At 62.2% G+C, this 19,341-nt stretch carries 9 protein-coding genes; 7 read left to right on the forward strand and 2 right to left on the reverse strand.

All coding sequences use genetic code 11. From position 1 onward, the window contains the following. Nucleotides 1–42: 42 nt before the first annotated feature. Together EDC35_RS07735 and EDC35_RS07740 are read left to right on the forward strand one after the other, a co-directional pair. The gene (locus tag EDC35_RS07735; protein ID WP_243651520.1) at nucleotides 43–528 is read left to right on the forward strand and encodes a pilus assembly protein; all 486 of its coding nucleotides are present in this window, start codon (nucleotides 43–45) and stop codon (nucleotides 526–528) included. 236 nt (nucleotides 529–764) lie between these two features. Then, a complete protein-coding gene (locus tag EDC35_RS07740; RefSeq protein WP_132976660.1) occupies nucleotides 765–983 on the forward strand; it encodes a hypothetical protein in 219 nt (72 codons plus the stop codon). Between the two features lie 316 nt (nucleotides 984–1,299). Here EDC35_RS07740 and EDC35_RS07745 read toward each other — a convergent pair whose 3' ends face one another. Together EDC35_RS07745 and EDC35_RS07750 are read right to left on the reverse strand one after the other, a co-directional pair. Continuing rightward, nucleotides 1,300–2,052: a Crp/Fnr family transcriptional regulator gene (locus EDC35_RS07745; protein ID WP_132976661.1), complete on the reverse strand. Its 753-nt coding sequence runs from the start codon at nucleotides 2,050–2,052 to the stop codon at nucleotides 1,300–1,302. Nucleotides 2,053–2,183: 131 nt separating this feature from the next. Next, nucleotides 2,184–2,402 (reverse strand): glycine zipper 2TM domain-containing protein, encoded by a 219-nt coding sequence (locus EDC35_RS07750; RefSeq protein WP_132976662.1) that lies wholly within the window; start codon nucleotides 2,400–2,402, stop codon nucleotides 2,184–2,186. Nucleotides 2,403–2,560: 158 nt separating this feature from the next. Here EDC35_RS07750 and EDC35_RS07755 point away from each other — a divergent pair, with 158 nt between their 5' ends. From EDC35_RS07755 to EDC35_RS07775, 5 genes are all read left to right on the forward strand, one after another. Then, a complete protein-coding gene (locus EDC35_RS07755; protein WP_132976663.1) occupies nucleotides 2,561–2,773 on the forward strand; it encodes a hypothetical protein in 213 nt (70 codons plus the stop codon). A gap of 18 nt (nucleotides 2,774–2,791) precedes the next feature. Continuing rightward, nucleotides 2,792–3,355, forward strand: a complete 564-nt coding sequence (locus EDC35_RS07760; protein ID WP_132976664.1) for a lipid-binding SYLF domain-containing protein — start codon at nucleotides 2,792–2,794, stop codon at nucleotides 3,353–3,355. A gap of 286 nt (nucleotides 3,356–3,641) precedes the next feature. After that, on the forward strand, nucleotides 3,642–12,548 hold the full coding sequence (locus EDC35_RS07765; protein WP_132976665.1) for a glycoside hydrolase family 94 protein: 8,907 nt from the start codon (nucleotides 3,642–3,644) through the stop codon (nucleotides 12,546–12,548). A gap of 387 nt (nucleotides 12,549–12,935) precedes the next feature. After that, entirely contained in the window at nucleotides 12,936–17,381 is a 4,446-nt protein-coding gene (locus EDC35_RS07770) for an NACHT domain-containing protein (RefSeq protein WP_132976666.1), read from the forward strand. Nucleotides 17,382–17,892: 511 nt separating this feature from the next. Continuing rightward, entirely contained in the window at nucleotides 17,893–19,218 is a 1,326-nt protein-coding gene (locus EDC35_RS07775) for an ABC1 kinase family protein (RefSeq protein ID WP_132976667.1), read from the forward strand. The last annotated feature ends 123 nt before the right edge of the window (nucleotides 19,219–19,341 follow it).

The raw sequence follows: 19,341 nt of genomic DNA on the forward strand, positions 1-19,341 counted from the left end.
AAAAATCGAAATCAACCACAGCATCGCGTTGCAGTCACAGGCATGGCCGCTGTGATCAGCCTGTTTCTTGGCGCCTCGCTTGCCGGGGTGAGTGCGTCTTATGCCGGATCCGGCCTGGATCAGCGTGATGCGGGCTGGGGTATCGAGGCCCACATCGAACGTCTGACCAAGGATCTCGACCTCGACATGGCGCAGCAGACGAAGATTCGCCAGATCATGGAAACCGAGCAAGCCCAGCGCGAGGCGCAACGCCTGGAAACGCGCAAGCAGATCAATGCGCTGCTGACCGACGCGCAGAAGGCCAAGCGTGAAGACATGATGCAGTCGCGCATGGAACGTGATCTGGAGCGCATGACCGACCGACTCGATCTCACCGACGATCAGGTCAATCGGATCAAGGCGCTGTTCGATGAGCAGGCGGCAAATCCGGCACAGCCGCGAGCCGAACTGCGCCAGCGCATTGCATCCATCCTGACCGATGAGCAGCGCGCGAGCCTTCAGAATCGGAGACGTCCCGACTGCGACTAATAAAGACCGTTGCCGGCGCGGCACCCCCATTTCCGGGTGTTCCGCGCTGGCTTTGCCGTCGGTGTCAGGTGGCGCCAGATCAGGTTTGATCTGGCACTTCGATGTCCAATGCGAATTCACTAATGAGGTGTGCGATGAATCAGGTGTACGCCATCCATGGTCCGCGACTCGTCAGCCCAGGGACCAGCTTGCGGTTGGACGTTGATTGGGCGGAGCAATGCTCGAAACTCCTGGGTGTGAGTGAGGAATATCAGAGCAGTGCGGCCAGCGTGGCTCATCTCCAGGCGGCGATCCGCCGTGAACCGCGCCTGAATACTGTCTTGCAGTCGTCGTTGAGCGAGATGCGGGAGGCTAATCAGTCACTCCGGCAGGAGCTGATGGGCCTGCTGAATGGCCTCATCGGGCGTATTGAGGGCGGTATGCTGAACGTCGATGGCGGCAGATCGGGCGATTGACGATCCAGCCCGGCCCATTTTCTGTGTTCTCGTGATTCAAGCGAGGGATTGATGTCGATATCTGATCTTGCGCACCCAACCCTTCTTGGCCCGGATCATCGGGACGATCTCAAGCTGGCTGCCTCACAAATGTCGGGAGCCAAGCAACGAGCGTTCCAGGCAGCCATAACCTTGAAGTACTGTGCCGGAAACTCCCGGCAGGCCGAATCGGTGTTTGGATGGAGCCGCCGGGCGGTGGAGTTGGGATTGGCCGGACGGTGGAACGGCGGATGAATCAACCGCAGAGGCGCTGCGGTGAGTTCATCAGTGGTGACGCCTATTTCACCAATACATCGGGAAGCAGTCGGAGATATTCTTGCCGGACGACCTCGTAGCATTCGCAAACCCGTTCTTCCAGTCCCGCGCGATCAATCACGGTGATCCGGCCCCGGCTGTAACGAATGAGCCCGGCGCGCTGCAATTTGCCAGCGGCCTCCGTGACGCCCTCGCGCCGCACACCCAGCATGTTGGCGATGAGTTCCTGGGTCATGTTGAGTTCGTTCGACGGCAGCCGGTCCAGACTGAGCAGCAGCCAGCGACAGAGTTGCTGATCGACCGAATGGTGACGATTGCAGACCGCTGTCTGTGCCATCTGGGTCAGCAGGGCGAGCGTGTAGCGCAGCAGCAGCGGCTGCAATGTCCCCCGGCGTCGCCCGCCGGAGCGCGTGAGTTCCTGCTTGAGTCGCGCCCCTTTCAGTCGATAGGCGTGGCCGGCGCTCTGGACAACGGCCCGATTCGGCATGGTCTTGCCGCCCATGACGAGTGCGACACCCACGATTCCATCATTGCCGGTCACGGCGATTTCGGCGGACGCACCATTCTCCATGACATAAAGCAGCGACACGATGGCGGTGGTCGGGAAATAGACATGCGCCAACTGTCCCCCGGACTCATAGAGAACCTCCCCGAGCGGCAGGGTCACCTGCTCCAGATAAGGGAGCAGGTGTGCGTATTCGGCGCCAGGGAGAGCGGCGAGCAGGTGATTTTGCTTGGGATGAATCGCCGGGTGCGGTGCGTGTATGATTGGCATGGAAACCGCGCCGGGCATCTGTCGGGCTTGCATCTGTTGAGTGTTTTGCATGCCAGACAGCGTAACGAAATGTTGAAAGACACGGTATCCGTGTGATTACCCTGAGTATGATACCGGACACACGAATTGTTTCACTTCTTGCCCGTCTCATGACCAATGACGCCGCCGACGGCGGCCCCGCCAACTGTCCCTAATGTGCTGCCACCGGTCAAAACCGAGCCGGCAACGCCACCGATGCCGGCCCCGACCACCGTGTGTTTGGTCTGTTTTGACATTCCGCTACAGCCAGTCAGGCCGGGCAGAACGGCTAACATGATTGAATAAGCTATCGATTTTTGCATTGTGTTCATTGCAGTCAGTCTCCATCCAATCCCGATCGGGCAGGCGCTGCCCATACGTTCAAAGGCGGTTTCCGAGAGTCACCGCCATGACCGCCTTGAGAATAATCAACATCATGCCTCCACTCAGTGCGCTGCCAAACAGAGCGCGTCTTTTTTCCTGAAAAGGCGTGAAGATCTTTGATTTCAATATCAGCATTCGCTTTTCGGGTGACGCGGCACAGGATAAAGGCGCGCTATGTGCGCTATCGAACGGAGATTTCATCAATATCTGTTTAGTCTCCCGGCTGTCATTGGAACAATCCGATCTTTCGGATGAGACGGAGCGGCGCGACAGCCTCGGATGTCAGGCAGTCTTTTTCCCAGCAACGCATGTCAGATGACTGAACGGAGATGAACAGATGATGAATCTACGACACACACTGAAAAACGCCCTGCTTGTGACGGTCGCTGCATTTTCACTGGTGGCGGTCAGCGGTCAGGTGTTCGCCGCCACAGCGGAAGATCTGCATCAGGATGCGGATAAAGCCCTGGAACTGCTGTATAAAACCAATCCCTCTGCCGCAGCCATTGGCAAAAATGCCAGAGCGATTCTGATCTTTCCAAGCGTTATCAAAGCCGGACTGATCTTTGGCGGAAGCTATGGTGAAGGCGTGCTGAACAAGGGCGGCAAGGTTGCCGGCTATTATAATTCGGTGTCCGCATCATGGGGCTGGCAGGCAGGCGCGCAGTCATACAGCTATGTTGTTTTTCTCATGAACGACAAGGCGGTGAAGTATCTTGACGAATCGAATGGGTGGGAAATCGGAACCGGGCCAACCGTCGTGGTCATGAATGAAGGTGCGGCAAAGAATTTCTCATCATCGACATTAAAAGATGATGCCTATGCCTTTATCTTCGATCAGCAGGGTCTGATGGCCAGTCTCAGTATCGAAGGGACAAAAATCAGCCCCATCAAGCGTTAAACCGCGCCCCGTGCGATAGGCGATGTTTTTGGTTTGGATCAATCCTGGCGGAATCCATGACTGTTGGCGCTGGCGCGGTTTAAGATATTTAAAGAATATAAAATTTTAAACCGCGTTTGCGTCAAGGGTCATGAGTGCGCTAAACGTCGAACTCATTCGAAACTCAGTATCTCGTTCCGGAAGCGGTTTAACAGGATTGCAAACAATGATTTGAAAGTCCTGTTCATCCTGCAAAATCCTGTTAATCCTGTCTATTCCAAAGATCATTTAGGCCACGGAGAGTCTCTTGACCATTCATGACGGTTTGCTCCGGTGGCGACAGCGGCTCACAGGCCACGACCTGACCGCTCCGGTGATCGGCGACGAACCGCCGCTGCGCTCGGAGCTGTTCAGTGCGGTGCAGATGGAAGAGCATGGCCGCCGGCTCGCCGAATCGCATGGACTGATGCCCGGACATCCGCCGGATCGCCTGCTGGCGCGTCTCACCGAGAATGAAACCCTGCTGGTGAGCGTCTGCCGACGGTTGATGGTCGCGGTCACTGCACATCGCCGGATCGCACCGGCGGGTGAATGGCTGCTCGACAACTTCTATCTGATCGAGGAACAGGTTCGCACCGCCAAACGGCACCTGCCCCGAGGCTACAGCCGGGAGCTGCCGCGTCTGCGCCAGGGTCCGTCGGCTGGACGGCCACGGGTCTATGACCTGGCGCTGGAAATCATCGCGCATGGTGATGGCCGGGTGGATCCAGAGAATCTCAACCGTTTCGTCGCCGCTTACCAGCAGGTCATGTCTCTCAAGCTGGGCGAGTTATGGGCCATCCCCATCATGCTGCGGCTGGCCCTGATCGAGAATCTGCGCCGGGTCGCGGCCCGGATCGCCAGCAGCCGCACGGACCAGGATCTGGCCAATGGCTGGGCCGACCAGATGACGGCGATGGCCGAGAGCGATCCCAAGAATCTCATTCTGGTGATCGCGGACATGGCGCGCTCGAACCCGCCCATGTCGGGCGCCTTCGTGGCCGAGCTGGCGCGCCGGTTGCGGGGCCAGAGTTCCGCACTGGCCCTGCCCCTGACCTGGATCGAGCAGCAGCTCGCCGAGTCGGGTCTGACGATCGAGCAACTGGTGCAGGTCGAGAACCAGCAACAGGCCGCCGATCAGGTTTCAATCGGCAACAGCATCGGCAGTCTCCGCTTTCTGGGGGCAACCGACTGGCGCGCCTTTGTCGAGTCCATGAGCCAGGTCGAACAGACGCTGCGCGAGGATCCGTCCGGGATTCATGCGCGGATGGCGTTCGCTACCCGCGACCGTTACCGCCATGTCGTGGAGAAGATCGCCCGCCACAGCCCGCTGTCCGAGAGCGATCTGGCGCGGCGGGCGGTCGAGCTGGCGCGTGAGGCGGCGCTTGCGAATGGTACCGATGCGCGTACCGCGCATGTGGGTTTCTATCTGATCGGTCGCGGCCTGGGGCGTCTGGAGCGCGAGGCGCGGATCCATGTTCGCCCGCTGGAAGCGGTGTGGCGATGGGGCCGTCAATTCCCTCTGTTTCTCTATCTGGGCGGGATCCTGCTCCTGACGGCGCTGCTCGCCGGTGGGCTGCTGACGCAGGCGCGTTCCGATGGCATCACGGACGCCTGGCTCGCGCTGCTGGCCGTGCCCGTCCTGCTTGGCGCCAGTCAACTCGCGGTGGCGCTGGTCAACTGGCTGGCAACGCTGCTGGCGACGCCCCAGCCGCTGCCGCGTCTGGATTTCTCTGCCGGCATCCCGTCGGCATGGCGCACCCTGGTGGTGACTCCGACCATGCTCACCAGCGCCACAGGCATCGCCGCCCTGATCGAGGCGCTGGAGGTGCGGTTCCTGGCCAATCGGGACGACAGTCTGCATTTTGCGCTGCTGACCGATCTGCGCGACGCCGCAGCAGAGACGGAGCCTGAGGACGCGGCGCTGTTGGAACTGGCCGCGCGCGGGATCGCGGTCCTGAATGAGAAATACCCGCGCACCGCTGGCGACACCTTTTTTCTCTTCCATCGCGCTCGCCGCTGGAACGCGACCGAGCGAATCTGGATGGGTTACGAGCGCAAACGCGGCAAGCTGGCGGATCTGAACGCCCTGCTGCGTGATCCTCTCCCCAACTCCGCTGGGGGAGAGGATCGGCGCACCCGTGATCGCTTCGCGCTGATTGTCGGCGAGACGGCGATCCTCGTCGGGGTGCGCTTCGTCATCACCCTGGACACGGACACCCAGCTCCCGCGCGACGCGGCGCGTGAGATGATCGGCACCCTTGCGCACCCGCTCAATCGGGCGGTCTACGATGCGTCCAGCGAGTCGGTGCGTGAGGGCTATGGCATCCTGCAACCGCGTGTCGCCGTGAGTCTGACCGGCGCCAACCGCTCGCGGTATGCGCGTCTGCACGGCAGCGATGCCGGCATCGATCCCTATACCCATGCCGTCTCCGATGTCTACCAGGACGGGTTCCAGGAAGGCTCATTCATCGGCAAGGGCATCTACGATGTCGATGTCTTCGAGCAGGCTCTGGAGGGACGGTTTCCCGAAAACCGGATCCTCAGCCACGACCTGCTGGAAGGCTGTTACGCGCGCTCCGGACTGCTCTCGGATGTGCAGTTGTACGAGGACTATCCGGCCTGTTACAGCGCGGACGTGAGCCGGCGCTACCGCTGGATTCGCGGTGACTGGCAGATCGCGCACTGGCTGCTGCCGCGCGTCCCCGGTCACGACGGGCGCGCACGCTGCAATCCGCTCTCGGTGCTGTCGCGCTGGAAGCTGGCGGATAACCTGCGGCGCAGTCTGGTGCCGGTGGCGCTGACGCTTCTGTTCGTGCTGGGCTGGACGGTCACGGACGCGCCCGGACTCTGGACCCTGTCGGTGCTGGGTCTGTCGCTGATTCCCTCGCTGCTGACTGCGTTCCTCAACCTGCTGCAAAAACCGGGCGACGTGCGCTGGCGTCATCATCTCGCGGCGGCGATCCGCGCGGCGGGCCGACAGTTGGCCCAGGCGCTCTTTACGGTCATCTGTCTCCCCTTCGAGGCGCTCTACAGCCTGGATGCCCTGGTCCGCACGCTCTGGCGCACAACGATCAGCCACCGCCGGATGCTCGAATGGATCTCCTCCAGCGATCTGGATCGCGGCGATCAGGGATGGCGCGCCTTCCAGCGGACGATGTGGATCGCCCCCGCGCTTGCCATCTTCACTGCGCTCGATCTGGCCCTGTCCGATCCGTCCGTGCTGCTGGTGGCCGCTCCCATCCTCTTGTCCTGGCTGGCAGCACCAAGCATCGCCTGGTGGATGAGCCGCCCGCAGACGCGCCGCGAGCCGCGCCTGACCGCCGACCAGTTCCGCTTTCTGCGCATCCTGTCGCGCAGAACCTGGTCCTTTTTCGAGACCTTCGTCGGCCCGAACGACCACTGGCTGCCACCGGACAACTATCAGGAGCATCCGGTGGCCGTGGTTGCGCATCGCACCTCCCCGACCAACATGGGGCTGTCGCTGCTCGCCAATCTGGCCGCTCATGACTTCGGCTATCTGACGACCGGCAGTCTGATTGCACGCACGACCGCCGCGCTGGACACCATGGCCGGCCTGGAGCGGTATCGCGGTCACTTCTTCAACTGGTACGACACCCAGACGCTCAGGCCGCTGCCGCCGCTCTATGTCTCCTCGGTCGACAGCGGCAACCTCGCGGGTCATCTGCTGACCCTGCAACCGGGTCTGCTGGCGCTGATCGACGCCCCCGTACTCAATCCGCGCTGGCTGGACGGGATCGACGACACCTTCAATCTCCTGGCGGACGCGATCAAGCCTCCCGAGCCGGGGATCGCGAGCGGACTCCTGCGGAAGATCGCGCTGGTGCACGACAGCCGGATCGCGGCTCAACAGGCGTCGCTCGCGCCATTCCAGCGCGCACTGGAGTCGGTCTCCCAGGCACCGCCCAGGACGCTGACGGCGGCGCGGCAGGGTCTGGAGAGGCTGATCACGGCGGCGGAGTCCCTGGCGCAGGGACTGGAAGGGCACGCCGAAGCAGACGCGCAGGAGTGGGCGCAGGCATTGGTCAGGCAATGCCGCGACATGCTCGACGATCTGCTGGTCCTCGCGCCCTGGCTCAAGCAGGGCGAGTTCCCCGGCAACGCTTCGCGTGGGAATGCCGTCCTGGCCGCTCCAGCGGCCCCGGACTCACTCGACGCTGGAGCGTCGCAACCAGCTCCCACGCTGGAGCCTGGGAGCGAGCTGGCGGGCATCCCCACACTGCGCGAGCTGGCGAGACTGGAGACGGCTCCATCTCCAGCCCACGCGCGCATCGTCGGGCTGGAGCGTCTGGCCATGCAGGTCGGGGAACTGGCGCGGATGGACTATGACTTCCTCTATGACGAGGCCCGTCATCTGCTGGCGATCGGCTACAACGTCGCCGAGCGGCGGCGCGATGTGAGCTATTACGACCTGCTGGCCTCGGAGGCGCGTCTGGCCACCTTTGTGGCGATCGCACAGGGCCAACTGCCGCAGGAGAGCTGGTTTGCCCTGGGGCGTCTGCTGATCCTCGCTGGCGGCGAGCCGACCCTGCTGTCCTGGAGCGGCTCCATGTTCGAATATCTGATGCCGCTGCTGGTGATGCCGACCTATGACCACACCCTGCTCGATCAGACCTATCGGACAGCGGTGGCGCGCCAGATCGCCTATGGACGCCAGCGCCACATCCCCTGGGGCGTGTCCGAGTCCGGCTATTACACCTTCGATCTTCAGCTCAACTACCAGTACCGCGCCTTCGGCGTGCCGGGTCTGGGGCTCAAGCGCTGGCTGGCCGAGGATCTGGTCATCGCGCCCTATGCCTCCGCGCTCGCGCTCATGGTCGCGCCCGAGGCCGCCTGTCAGAATCTCCAGCGGCTCGCCGCGAGCGGGTTCGAGGGGCGTTACGGCCTCTACGAGGCCATCGACTACACACCCTCGCGCCTGCCGCGCGGGCAGACGCACGCCGTGGTGCGCTCCTTCATGGCCCATCATCAGGGCATGAGTTTCCTCGCGCTGGCAGCGCAACTGCTCGATCAGCCGATGCAGAAGCGGTTCGCTCAGGCGCCGCTGTTCCAGGCCACCGCCCTGCTGCTCCAGGAGCGTCTCCCCACGACCCCCGCCTACTACGCGCACACGGGTGAGATCGGCGACATGCACACCGCCGGGGGCAGCGAGGAGGCGCCGATGCGTCTGTTTGACAGCCCGCACACGCCCATTCCAGAGGTACAGTTGCTGTCCAACGGACGCTATCACGTCATGGTCACCAACGCAGGTGGCGGCTACAGCCGCTGGAAGGATCTCGCCGTCACCCGCTGGCGCGAGGACAGCACCCGCGATGGCTGGGGCAGTTTCTGCTATCTGCGCGATCTGGCGAGCGGCGATGTCTGGTCGACCGCCTATCAGCCGACGCTCAAGACCCCGGACAGCTATGAGGCGATCTTCTCGGAGGGACGCGCGGAATTCCGCCGCCGCGACCAGGGAATCGAATCCTATACCGAGATCGCCGTCTCGCCGGAGGACGACATCGAGTTGCGCCGGCTGCGTCTGACCAATCGCGGACGCACCCGCCGGGTCATCGAAGTCACCAGTTACGCCGAGGTCGTGATCGCGCCGGCGGCGGCGGATGCGATGCATCCGGCCTTCAGCAATCTCTTCGTGCAGACCGAGATCCTGCATCCGCAGCCGGCGATCCTCTGCACCCGCCGGCCACGCTCGCAGGAGGAGTCATCGCCCTGGATGCTGCATCTGGTGGTGGTGCGCGGGGCGGCGGTTGATGGAGATTCGGCGCGGGATGCGACGGGTTTCGCTGCGCCCGGCCCATCCTGCGAGACGGATCGGATGCGCTTCATCGGTCGGGATCGCGGTCTGGATGCGCCGCAGGCGCTGGACGCGGGCGGGGCGCTCTCGGGGAGCGCGGGTTCGGTGCTGGATCCGATCGTCGCCATCCGTCACCGCATCACGCTCGATCCCGATCAGTCCGTCACCATCGATCAGGTGACAGGGATCGGCGAGCGCCGCGAGGTCGCCGTGGGACTGGTCGAGAAATATCAGGATCAGCGTCTGGCGGATCGTGTCTTCGATCTGGCCTGGACCCACAGTCAGGTGGTACTGCGCCAGATCAACGCCAGTCAGTCCGACGCACAGCTCTACGGTCGTCTCGCCAGTTCGATCCTCTACGCCAACGCCTCGCTGCGCGCCGACCCGGGCGTGCTCGGTCAGAACCGGCGCGGACAGTCCGGACTCTGGAGCCATGCGGTCTCGGGGGACGTGCCGCTGGTGCTGCTGCTGATCGCCGACCAGGCCAACATCGAGCTGGTCCATCAGCTCGTTCAGGCCCATGCTTACTGGCGGTTGAAGGGACTGACCGTGGACCTGGTGATCTGGAACGAGGATCGCGCCGGCTACCGCCAGCAGCTCCATGACCAGATCCTCGGGCTGATCGCCGCAGGGGCCGACGCCCATGTGATCGATCGACCCGGCGGCATCTTCATCCGTCCGGCGGACCAGATCAGTCACGAAGACCGCATTCTGTTCCAGACGGTGGCGCGGGCCATCCTCAGCGACACGCGCGGCACCCTGGCCGAGCAGCTCAAGCGGCGCACGCTGCCGCCACGGCGTCTGCCCCGGCTGCGTCCGACCAGCAGTCGCTTTGCCGAATGGAGCCGGGGCGTGGCAACGGCTGACGGCGGACAAAAAGCCGTGGGCCGTGATGCGCTGCCCCGTCTGTTGTTCGATAACGGCCTGGGCGGCTTCAGCCCGGATGGCCGCGAATACGTCATCACCACTGCGCCCGGCCAGACGACACCCGCACCCTGGGTGAACGTACTGGCCAATCCGCACTTCGGGACGGTGATCTCGGCGAGCGGCATGGCCTACACCTGGAGTGACAACGCCCACGCCTTCCGGCTCACGCCCTGGCACAACGATCCGGTGAGCGATACCAGCGGCGAGGCACTCTATCTTCGCGACGAGGACAGCGGCCATGTCTGGTCGCCGACACCGCTGCCCGCCGCTGGCGCGAGCGCTTACGTCAGCCGTCATGGGTTCGGCTACAGCGTCTTCGAGCATGCCGAGGATGGCATCGCCTCCGAACTCTGGGTCTACGTCGCCATCGACGCCCCGATCAAGTTCTGGGTGCTCAGGGTGCGCAATGACTCGAATCAGGCGCGCCGGCTCTCCGCGACCGGCTATGTGGAATGGGTGCTCGGCGATCTGCGCCCGAAGACCGCCCTGCATGTCATCACCGAGATCGATCCGACCAGCGGCGCGCTCTTCGCCCGTAACCCTTACAACACCGAGTTCGCCAATCGTCTTGCCATCTTCGATCTGGACGATCCGGCGCGGACCTTCAGCGGCGACCGAACCGAATTCATCGGTCGCAACGGGACGCTCAGCCATCCGGCCGCGCTGACGCGCACACGTCTCTCCAACCGGGTCGGCGCCGCGCTGGATGCCTGCGGGGCGATGCAGACCCACTTCGACCTGGCAGCCGGTGAGACTCACGAGGTCGTCTTCCGCCTGGGCGTGGCGGGACGGCGCGGCGCAGACGACGCCAGTACCCTGGTGCATCGCTATCGCGGGACCGCCGCCGCGCGGGCCGTGCTGGAGGATGTCCGCCGCTACTGGACGCATACCCTGGGCGCCGTGCAGGTGGAGACGCCCGATCCGGCATTCGATGTCCTGGCCAATGGCTGGTTGGTCTATCAGACCCTGGCCTGCCGGCTGTGGGCGCGCAGCGGCTATTACCAGTCGGGCGGCGCCTTCGGCTTCCGCGATCAGTTGCAGGACGCCATGGCCCTCATCCATACCGAGCCCCAGCGTCTGCGCAAGCAGTTGCTGCTGTGCGCGGGGCGTCAGTTCCCGGAGGGCGATGTCCAGCACTGGTGGCATCCGCCATCCGGTCGCGGGGTGCGGACCCGTTGCTCGGACGACTATCTCTGGCTGCCGCTCGCGACCTGCCGCTATGTCCAGGCCACCGGGGACACCGGCATCCTTGATGAAACGGCGTCTTTCCTGGAAGGGCGTCTGGTGGGCGGTGAGGACGACGCCTATTACGATCTGCCCGGTCAGTCCGACGCAACGGCCACGCTCTATGAGCATGCCGTCCGTGCCATCAATCATGGTCTGCGCTTCGGCGAGCATGGCCTGCCGCTGATGGGTTCGGGCGACTGGAACGACGGCATGAATCTGGTCGGCATCCATGGCCGGGGCGAAAGTCTCTGGCTGGGTTTTTTTCTCTACGAGGTGCTGACCCGCTTCGGCGATCTGGCACGCGGTCGCGATGACCCCGCCTTTGCCGGGCGGTGCGCGCGTGAGGCGATGCAGCTTCGCCAGAACCTCGATGCGCATGGCTGGGATGGCGGCTGGTATCGTCGCGCCTATTTCGATGACGGCACCCCGCTGGGCTCGGCGAGTCAGGATGACTGTCAGATCGACTCCATCGCGCAAAGCTGGTCGGTGCTCTCCGGGGCCGGCGATCCCGACCGCGCGCGTCAGGGCATGGCGGCGCTTGACGCGCGCCTCGTCCGTCGCGATGCCGGTCTGATCCAACTGCTCGATCCGCCCTTCGACCGGTCGGCCCTGAACCCCGGCTACATCAAGGGATATGTCCCCGGCGTGCGGGAAAATGGCGGGCAATACACCCACGCCGCCATCTGGGCGGCGATGGCCTTCGCGCGTCTGGGCGATGCGGCGCGTGCCTGGGAACTCTTTGCCATGATCAACCCGATCAACCACGGAGATTCGCCCGAGGCCATCGCGACCTACAGGGTCGAGCCCTATGTGATCGCCGCCGATGTCTACGCCGTCCCGCCCCATGTCGGACGCGGCGGCTGGAGCTGGTACAGCGGCTCGGCGGGCTGGATGTACCGGCTGATGCTGGAATCGCTGCTCGGGGTGAGGCTGGAGGTCGATACACTGCACCTCGCGCCCTGTCTGCCTGCCGATTGGGAGGGTTTCAGGCTGCGTTATCGCTATCGGGAAACGCTCTACCACATCGCCGTGACCCGGATCGTCGGCGGGGAAGGGGAGACACGAATCACGCTGGATGGTGTCGAGCAGGACGCGCCGGGGATTCCGCTGGTGGATGACCATCTGGAACACCGCGTCGAGGTCTGTCTGTCCGGACGGCTGATTGGTCTGCCTGAACCGCCCTGGGAATCCTGTCGAGCGCCTTAAGCCAGAGGAAGAAGCGGACAGTCGAATTTGGAAACATATCGCATGCGGCTGAGCTTTGTGGATACCAAAATCCAGACTGTTCGCTTCGCAGTGTGCTCAAAGGCGCGGAAGGCCGCAGCGACTTTGCCGTTCACCGCGTGAGGCGAGAGCCAGAGGGTCTTGTGCTGGGGGGAGTACGGAGCAAACCGGTCACAGAGGCTCCAGAGTGGAATGACTTAGATGTCCCAGGTGCGGTCCCTCGACGTAGTGGGTCCGAACGCCCAGTCTATGCCATATTGCCGCCATATAAGCCAAAGGCAGTTCTGCGGAAAACCACTTCCAAAGCAGACACTCGGAGTTGAGTAAACTGTCCCCCGGAACTGACTTGAGCAGGAACCCAGAGTAAGCATGGCCCTTCTTAGAACTGACATTGAACGAGCACTTGATGAACTCGCTTCTCAGGAGGAAGGGATGCGCTTCCAGGGGCTGGCGGTGGTGCTTGCCAAGAAGCGCTGGCCCGAACTCATCGCTCGACAGCGCAAGAAGGATCTTGGGCTCGACGCATATGCGCCCGCGAGTCTAGCGCCCGACGGAATCGGCAAAGGACTCGCCGTCTCGATAACGCCAACACTGAATAAGATCTCTACCGATGCTGAAACCGCCACAGAGAATTTTGCTGACCTGAAAATGCTCCTTTTCGCGACGTCCGCCAAAGTCGGCAACGCTGATCGCAAGCGGTGGGAAGCGGCAATCAAAAACAAGTACGGCGTCGAGCTATTTATCCTCGAGCGTGAAGAAATCATCACGCTAATGATGATGCCCGAGAACGCCTTGCTGTGTGTGAGTTTCCTCCATCTTGAACTCCATATAGAACCGCAAATTGCGGACCTCATTGAGCGGACAAGACGTGCTGCCAGGGTAGTCACGAGAACCTGGGCTAGCAAGACTAAAGGTCATCCTCTGGTCGAACTCACGGCGGTACGGATTGAATCGAATGGGGAGGAGTCCGCTGAGCTGCAATCGCTCGAGCAGATCGATGGTGTGCTGTCGGAGAGCGGACGCATCGTCCTTGAAGGGCCGGCGGGTCGCGGAAAAACCACGACGCTGATACAGCTCGCACAACGCTCGCATACTATAGGCACAGCGTTCATCGTTGAGCTTCCAATGTGGACGGCGTCCGGACGGGGTATTCTGGAATTCATTGCTGGTATGCCAGCGTTTCAAGCCGAGAATCTAACGGCAGCCGATCTCGCGCGTGTGCAACAGGAGGAGCCATTCCACTTTTTGCTGAACGGCTGGAACGAGATTGCTGATTCAAACTCCGCCCAAGCGGGTCAAGCACTTCGCGAACTTGAGCGGGCGTTTCCGAGCGCCGGCATCATCGTTGCAACCCGTGCTTACCATTTGATGCCGCCGTTGCCTGGTGCCCAGCGGTTGCAGTTGCGGCGTTTGCTCCGCGAGCAGAGAACAGCTTATCTGAACGCTCGCCTTGGCACGGCAGCCGCAGCGCTTCTTGCCCGCATCGATGCCGACAGGTCGCTCGACGAATTGACCTGCACGCCGTTCATTTTGTCCGAAGTCACTTCGTTGTTTGAAGCTGGCGCCGAAATACCTTCGACGAAGTTCGGGATCCTCACCAAAGTTCTGAATTTGCAGGAAGAACGGGGCGAACACCGAAACGCACTGCAAGCGGCTCCGATCTTCGGTCTTCAAACATACTACTTGAAGGCCATGGCAGCAGAGATGACCCGGTCGGGTGGTGTGTCACTCTATGAGCCGAATGCGCGAGCTATCTGTGCGGCCGTTACACGAGATCTTGTGGATCTTGGCCAAATCGAGTCGGTCGGTGCTCCGACACTCCTCGCTACGCTCACAGCGCATCACGTGCTCGAACGAGTGGACTACCCCCGAGCGGCATTCCAGTTCGAGCATCAGCAATTGCAAGAATTCTACGCAGCGCTCCATGTTCTCCCGCAGCTCCTCGATCTCTGCGAGGATGACCGCGAAGGGATGGACCGCTTCACCGCCGACTATGTGAACGCGCCGGTTTGGGAGGAACCGCTGCGCATGATTGCTGAGGCGCTTGCCGATCAGACTGGCGACGGTGACACCAAGAAGCATCACATCCGTGCAGGGAAAAGCCTTGTCGAAATGGCGCTCGCCGTAGACCTGGTATTTGCGGGTGAGCTTGCCCACCTTTGCGGCCCTGACATTTGGAACGAAGTGCGTACAGGGGGCGGCGAGCGCTTTCGTGCGGCCTACGAATTTCGCGATGAGCACTTTCGTGAGTACGCACTAGCCGCCATGCTCGCCACCGGATCGGACGACTTCAGCGACATCATCGTGCCGTTAGTGTCCGGCCCAAACCAGCAAGTGCGGCTAACGACATATCGGCTCTGGTCGCAGTTTCACGTATCTTCACTAGGACCGAACTGGCGTGATCTAGCGCGGAATTGGGATGATGATGCGCGAGTGGATTTTGTGTCCGAAGTACTGCATGAGAGGGTTGATGAGGAGGTAGCAGCGTTTGCGGCAGAGGACAGCAATCCTGCTGTGAAGGAAGCAGCGGCCTCCGGCCTCCTCTGGATGGGGTCCCACGATGCGCTGATCGACGTTCTCAGCTCGATGGATGCCGAAATGGCCGAAGATGTGCTGCGCAGAAACGTAGATCTGCTGCCAGCGGCGCTGCGACCGCAGTCCATTGCCGCGATGCGTAGGTTCATCGATGACAGCACAGATCTTCGCGCGCGCTTGGCGACCACGCTCGCTTTGATCGAAATCGGTGAGGAGGGCCTTGACGAGGCCGTGAAGGATTCTTTGGCTGCGTTGACAAGCTGCGAGTTTCGCGACCTAGGCTCGCACTACACTGAACCGGCGTTAGCCTATCTGCGTGATAGAGATCCGGCCTGGTTGAGACAGTGGGTGGCTAGCAGGGTCGAAACCTACCTGGAGAAAATCGACACTACCGATCCCGATAGTGCATGCGCGGAGCGCATGCTGAAGGAGATGCCCGACCTCGATGCTGACTCCGCGGCCCACGTGTTCGTCAAGCTGCGTGAGATGTGTCGCAGGGTAGACGGCGAGTCTGGTCGGCCACGACTGTTGGGCAATGAAACGACGAGAAAGCTGGAGAGCTTATATCGGGGTCTTCCCGGCGACGTCGCCGCAACCGGCATCCTCCGCTCCGTCAAGGGCCGTGATTCACTCGACCTTCAAATTGCGACGGAACTTATCAGCAGGGTCGCGAGGGCGAACGATGAAGCGTTTCGCATCGTCGACGATGACCTGAGAGCTAGCCTTCGTGCGTACCTGAAGAGCAGTGTCGAAGTCGTGCTCGGCCAGGACGACTTTGACGGTAATGAGAAGGCGAACATGGCCTCGTCGCTTGCACAGGTTGGGTATCCCGATGACATGGCGGATCTTGTGAAGCTTATCCGCGCCGATATCGAGAGGATGCGCCGAGGTCGGTCCGCGCGCGCGGCGGGAGACCCGGGGCCTGTCGGCAACGGAGGCTGTATGAGCTACGCCGGCTGGCATGTGGGCTCCCTCATGCAGCTCGATCCAGAAGGCGCCGTGGATGTGCTCGTTGATTTTCTATCCGAGCCCGAGTACGTCAGGGACATTGCGGCCGCTATGGCAATCGATTTCCTGCCGAAACCAGAGGGCGCCTTCAGCCAGACAGGTTTCTACGACTTGATCTGGGCGGCACGCGACGGCCACAGGAAGCCTCCTTGTTCCGATTCGCGGCGCACCCGTTTCGCAGAAGCTCTAAATGCCGAGATAGCTCGTCTAAAAGAGCAGGATCAGGACGGAAAACCCGCTTCAGGGCTCAGAGAATTTGCAAAAGCGCTTGCTGCAATTGACGGCCACGGTTCCGCACAAGTTGTCCTTGAACTTATCGAGATACCTGGCGAAGGGGACGAATACGTCCGCTTTGAAACCGCGAAGCTTCTGCTGATGGCGGGCGTCGTGTTGCCCGCAACGACAGCCTTCGCTCTGGTCGATTCCATCTTGGAGCGATCGAAACAGTGGTTGGACGATTCGGATAAGTCCCTGGCGCTCCGCATTCTGGCGCTCTTTCCGTTCTTCGACGAACCTGAGGTCGGTATCGCAAGGCTGCGAGATATGCTTGGTGAATGGCAGCTAGATGTCGCAGCACTGCGAACGGTTGTTCCCGCTCTATCCAAGAGTCACTCAGAGGCCGCCTTCCAACTTCTTCTTGAACTCGCATCTGATCCTGAGAGTTTTGAGAAATGTCCGGATGAGTTTCTCAATTCCCTTGCTGTCATTGATACGCCCCGTGCGCGTGAACTGCTCGTAGGCTTTGTCGACCCGGATATCTCTGGACTTGCATTGTCTGAGGAGTCTCATGTCCGAGGCCATCTCGCGCTGGCCCCACGGCTCGTGGAACTCTCGAGGCGCTGTCCAGAGGTCGCCGCGCGGCTACGCCAACTCTGCGAAGTGGACTTGCCGGATTCCAATCGACTCGTCCTCGCCGAAGTCATGAAGTTACTCGGAACGCCCGAATCCATCGCTGCGAGCATAAGTCTGGCCGACGACGCCAAACGCCCACCAGTTCCGCGAGCTCTCTGGGAGCAACTCGAGAACACATTCGTCGAGCGAAGGCCTGACGGCAAATTCACCAGCGCGTTCACGCAACACGCACGCGCGGCGAACGAACTGCGTGGCAGACTGTTTGTAATGACGGCCAAGGACGAGAAGCGGCGTAAGTCAGCCACGATGATGCTTGGCCAAATCGAGCGATGGCGCCTCGAATACGGGAGGCCTGCGGACGAACCGCGGCATCCAGACTTCGCTTCTCGGCACGATTGGCCACCGAGGCCGCTTTGCTAACTAACGGGGGAAACGGGCTAGGCTCGGATACACTGGATCTTCGGGGCAAGGCTTGAAAGCGGGTCACCTTTTTCGGTGAGTCGCGTTCGTGCGTCTCTGACGGAAGCCGGCACCTTCGGGCGATCTTGTCTCCCCAGTCCGCTCCTCGTGTTTGCCACTTGTCCGGTTAAGTGTCCGTTCCGCGACAAGTTCCGGCCAGTCCATTCGGGACCCTTGGGTGACCGGAATCCGCGTTCAAGCGACGCCGAAGCGGTGTAGCTAACCGACAGATCTTGGCCAATTGGGGGTTGTAGGGAAACTCAAGCGAATGAGCATCGCGGGACCGCTCCGTGGACCAGAGACGGTGGAACCCTCCGGCAAGATCGGTGCGGATGATTCCGAGAAATTCCTCTGAAATACAGTGCGCGACAACACTCGGCGCTCAATCAAGCCCGAGCCTTTGCCGCTGGGTTCTGGCCAGGCGACAAGGGCGACACCAGCCGGCATTTTCAACCTCCGCGCAGGATGCCTCATGACACAAGCTTCTCTCACCGGCGGTCGCGCCGTCCCCAGCTCGCGCCTCAACCGTCTCTGGCATCTCGGGCGGGCGACAACCGACCTCGCGGCTGGCATCGGCGTGCGGGGTTTGATCGATCTCGCGCGGGGGAGCGATGGCGCATCGAACCCTACCCAACTGAGTCCGGCGGCCCTTCAGCGTTTCACGAGTCGCCTTGCACACATGCGCGGCGCGGTGATGAAGATGGGGCAGCTCATGTCCATGGACGGGTCGGACGTCCTGACGCCCGAAGCCGCCGCCATTCTGGGCACGCTGTGCAATCGCGCCGAGCCCATGCCGCTGAGCCAGCTCGCGCCACTGCTTGAGGCCGAGTACGGCAAAGACTGGAATCGACGCTTCCGGCGCTTCGGCTTCACACCGGTCGCGGCCGCCTCCATTGGCCAGGTGCATCGCGCGCAAACCACGGATGGCCGCGATCTGGCCCTGAAGATTCAGTTCCCCGGCGTGCGCGAGAGCATCGATAGCGACATGGACAATCTCGCCTTCATCAGCCGCGCCATCGGCATGATGCCGAAGGGGATGGACCTTCAGCCGATGCTCGCGGAGGCCCGCCGCCAGTTGCACCAGGAAGCCGACTACGGGGCCGAGGCCAACGCGCTGGAAACCTATCGCGGGCTGGTCGGCGACGGCACCGATTTCTTCGTCCCCGCTATGCATCGCGACTTCAGTACCGGGCGTATTCTGGCGATGGATTTCGTCGAGGGCATCGCCATCGATCGACTGGCCGCGCCCGAATTCACCCGGCACGACCGCGATCGCGCCGCCAACCTCGTCATGGAGATCGTCCTGCTTGAGCTGTTCAAGTTCAGCCTCGTGCAGACCGATCCGAACTTCGGCAATTTCCTCTATCAAGTCGACAGCGGCCGCGTCGTGCTGCTGGATTTCGGCTCCACCCACCCGGTTCCGCCCGCCATCGTCTCCGGCTATCGCGATCTGATCCGGGCCGCGATGGTGGAAGATCGCGCGGCCATGTACCGCAGTGCCATCGCGCTTGGCTTCGCCCGCGAGGACACGCCGCCCGAGCAGACCGAGGCCATGCTGGATCTCATGCGCCTGTCGAGCGAGATGATGCGACACCAGGGGCCCTATGATTTCGGTGCATCCGATCTCTTCAAGCGCATCTACGAGCGCGGTCGGCAACTGCACGAGGAAGGCGCCTTCAGCCAGTTGCCCGATCCGTCCAGCATGTTTCTGTACCGCAAGTTCCTGGGCGCCTTCATGCTCTGCCGCCGACTGCGCGCGCGCGTGGATCTGCCGCGTCTGCTCGAACCCTATCTGTAGGCCGATCGACGGGGCCGCTGTTCGGCTGGCCAGACGTCCGCCAAATGGTGGATGTCTGCTCATCGTCGGGACTCCGGGGAAATCGTGCGATCAGTGTTGGACCGTACCGCGAACGGCAGGATC

The organism is Thiobaca trueperi, assembly GCF_004342175.1.
In the GTDB taxonomy this organism is placed as follows: domain Bacteria; phylum Pseudomonadota; class Gammaproteobacteria; order Chromatiales; family Chromatiaceae; genus Thiobaca; species Thiobaca trueperi.

Bases quoted from the DNA above. Each gene is read 5' to 3' on its own strand.
- EDC35_RS07775 (WP_132976667.1), top strand. From the start codon at position 17,893: ATGACACAAGCTTCTCTCACCGGCGGTCGCGCCGTCCCCAGCTCGCGC.
- EDC35_RS07745 (WP_132976661.1), bottom strand. From the start codon at position 2,052: ATGCCAATCATACACGCACCGCACCCGGCGATTCATCCCAAGCAAAAT.
- EDC35_RS07750 (WP_132976662.1), bottom strand. From the start codon at position 2,402: ATGAACACAATGCAAAAATCGATAGCTTATTCAATCATGTTAGCCGTT.
- EDC35_RS07760 (WP_132976664.1), top strand. From the start codon at position 2,792: ATGATGAATCTACGACACACACTGAAAAACGCCCTGCTTGTGACGGTC.
- EDC35_RS07735 (WP_243651520.1), top strand. From the start codon at position 43: ATGGCCGCTGTGATCAGCCTGTTTCTTGGCGCCTCGCTTGCCGGGGTG.
- EDC35_RS07770 (WP_132976666.1), top strand. From the start codon at position 12,936: ATGGCCCTTCTTAGAACTGACATTGAACGAGCACTTGATGAACTCGCT.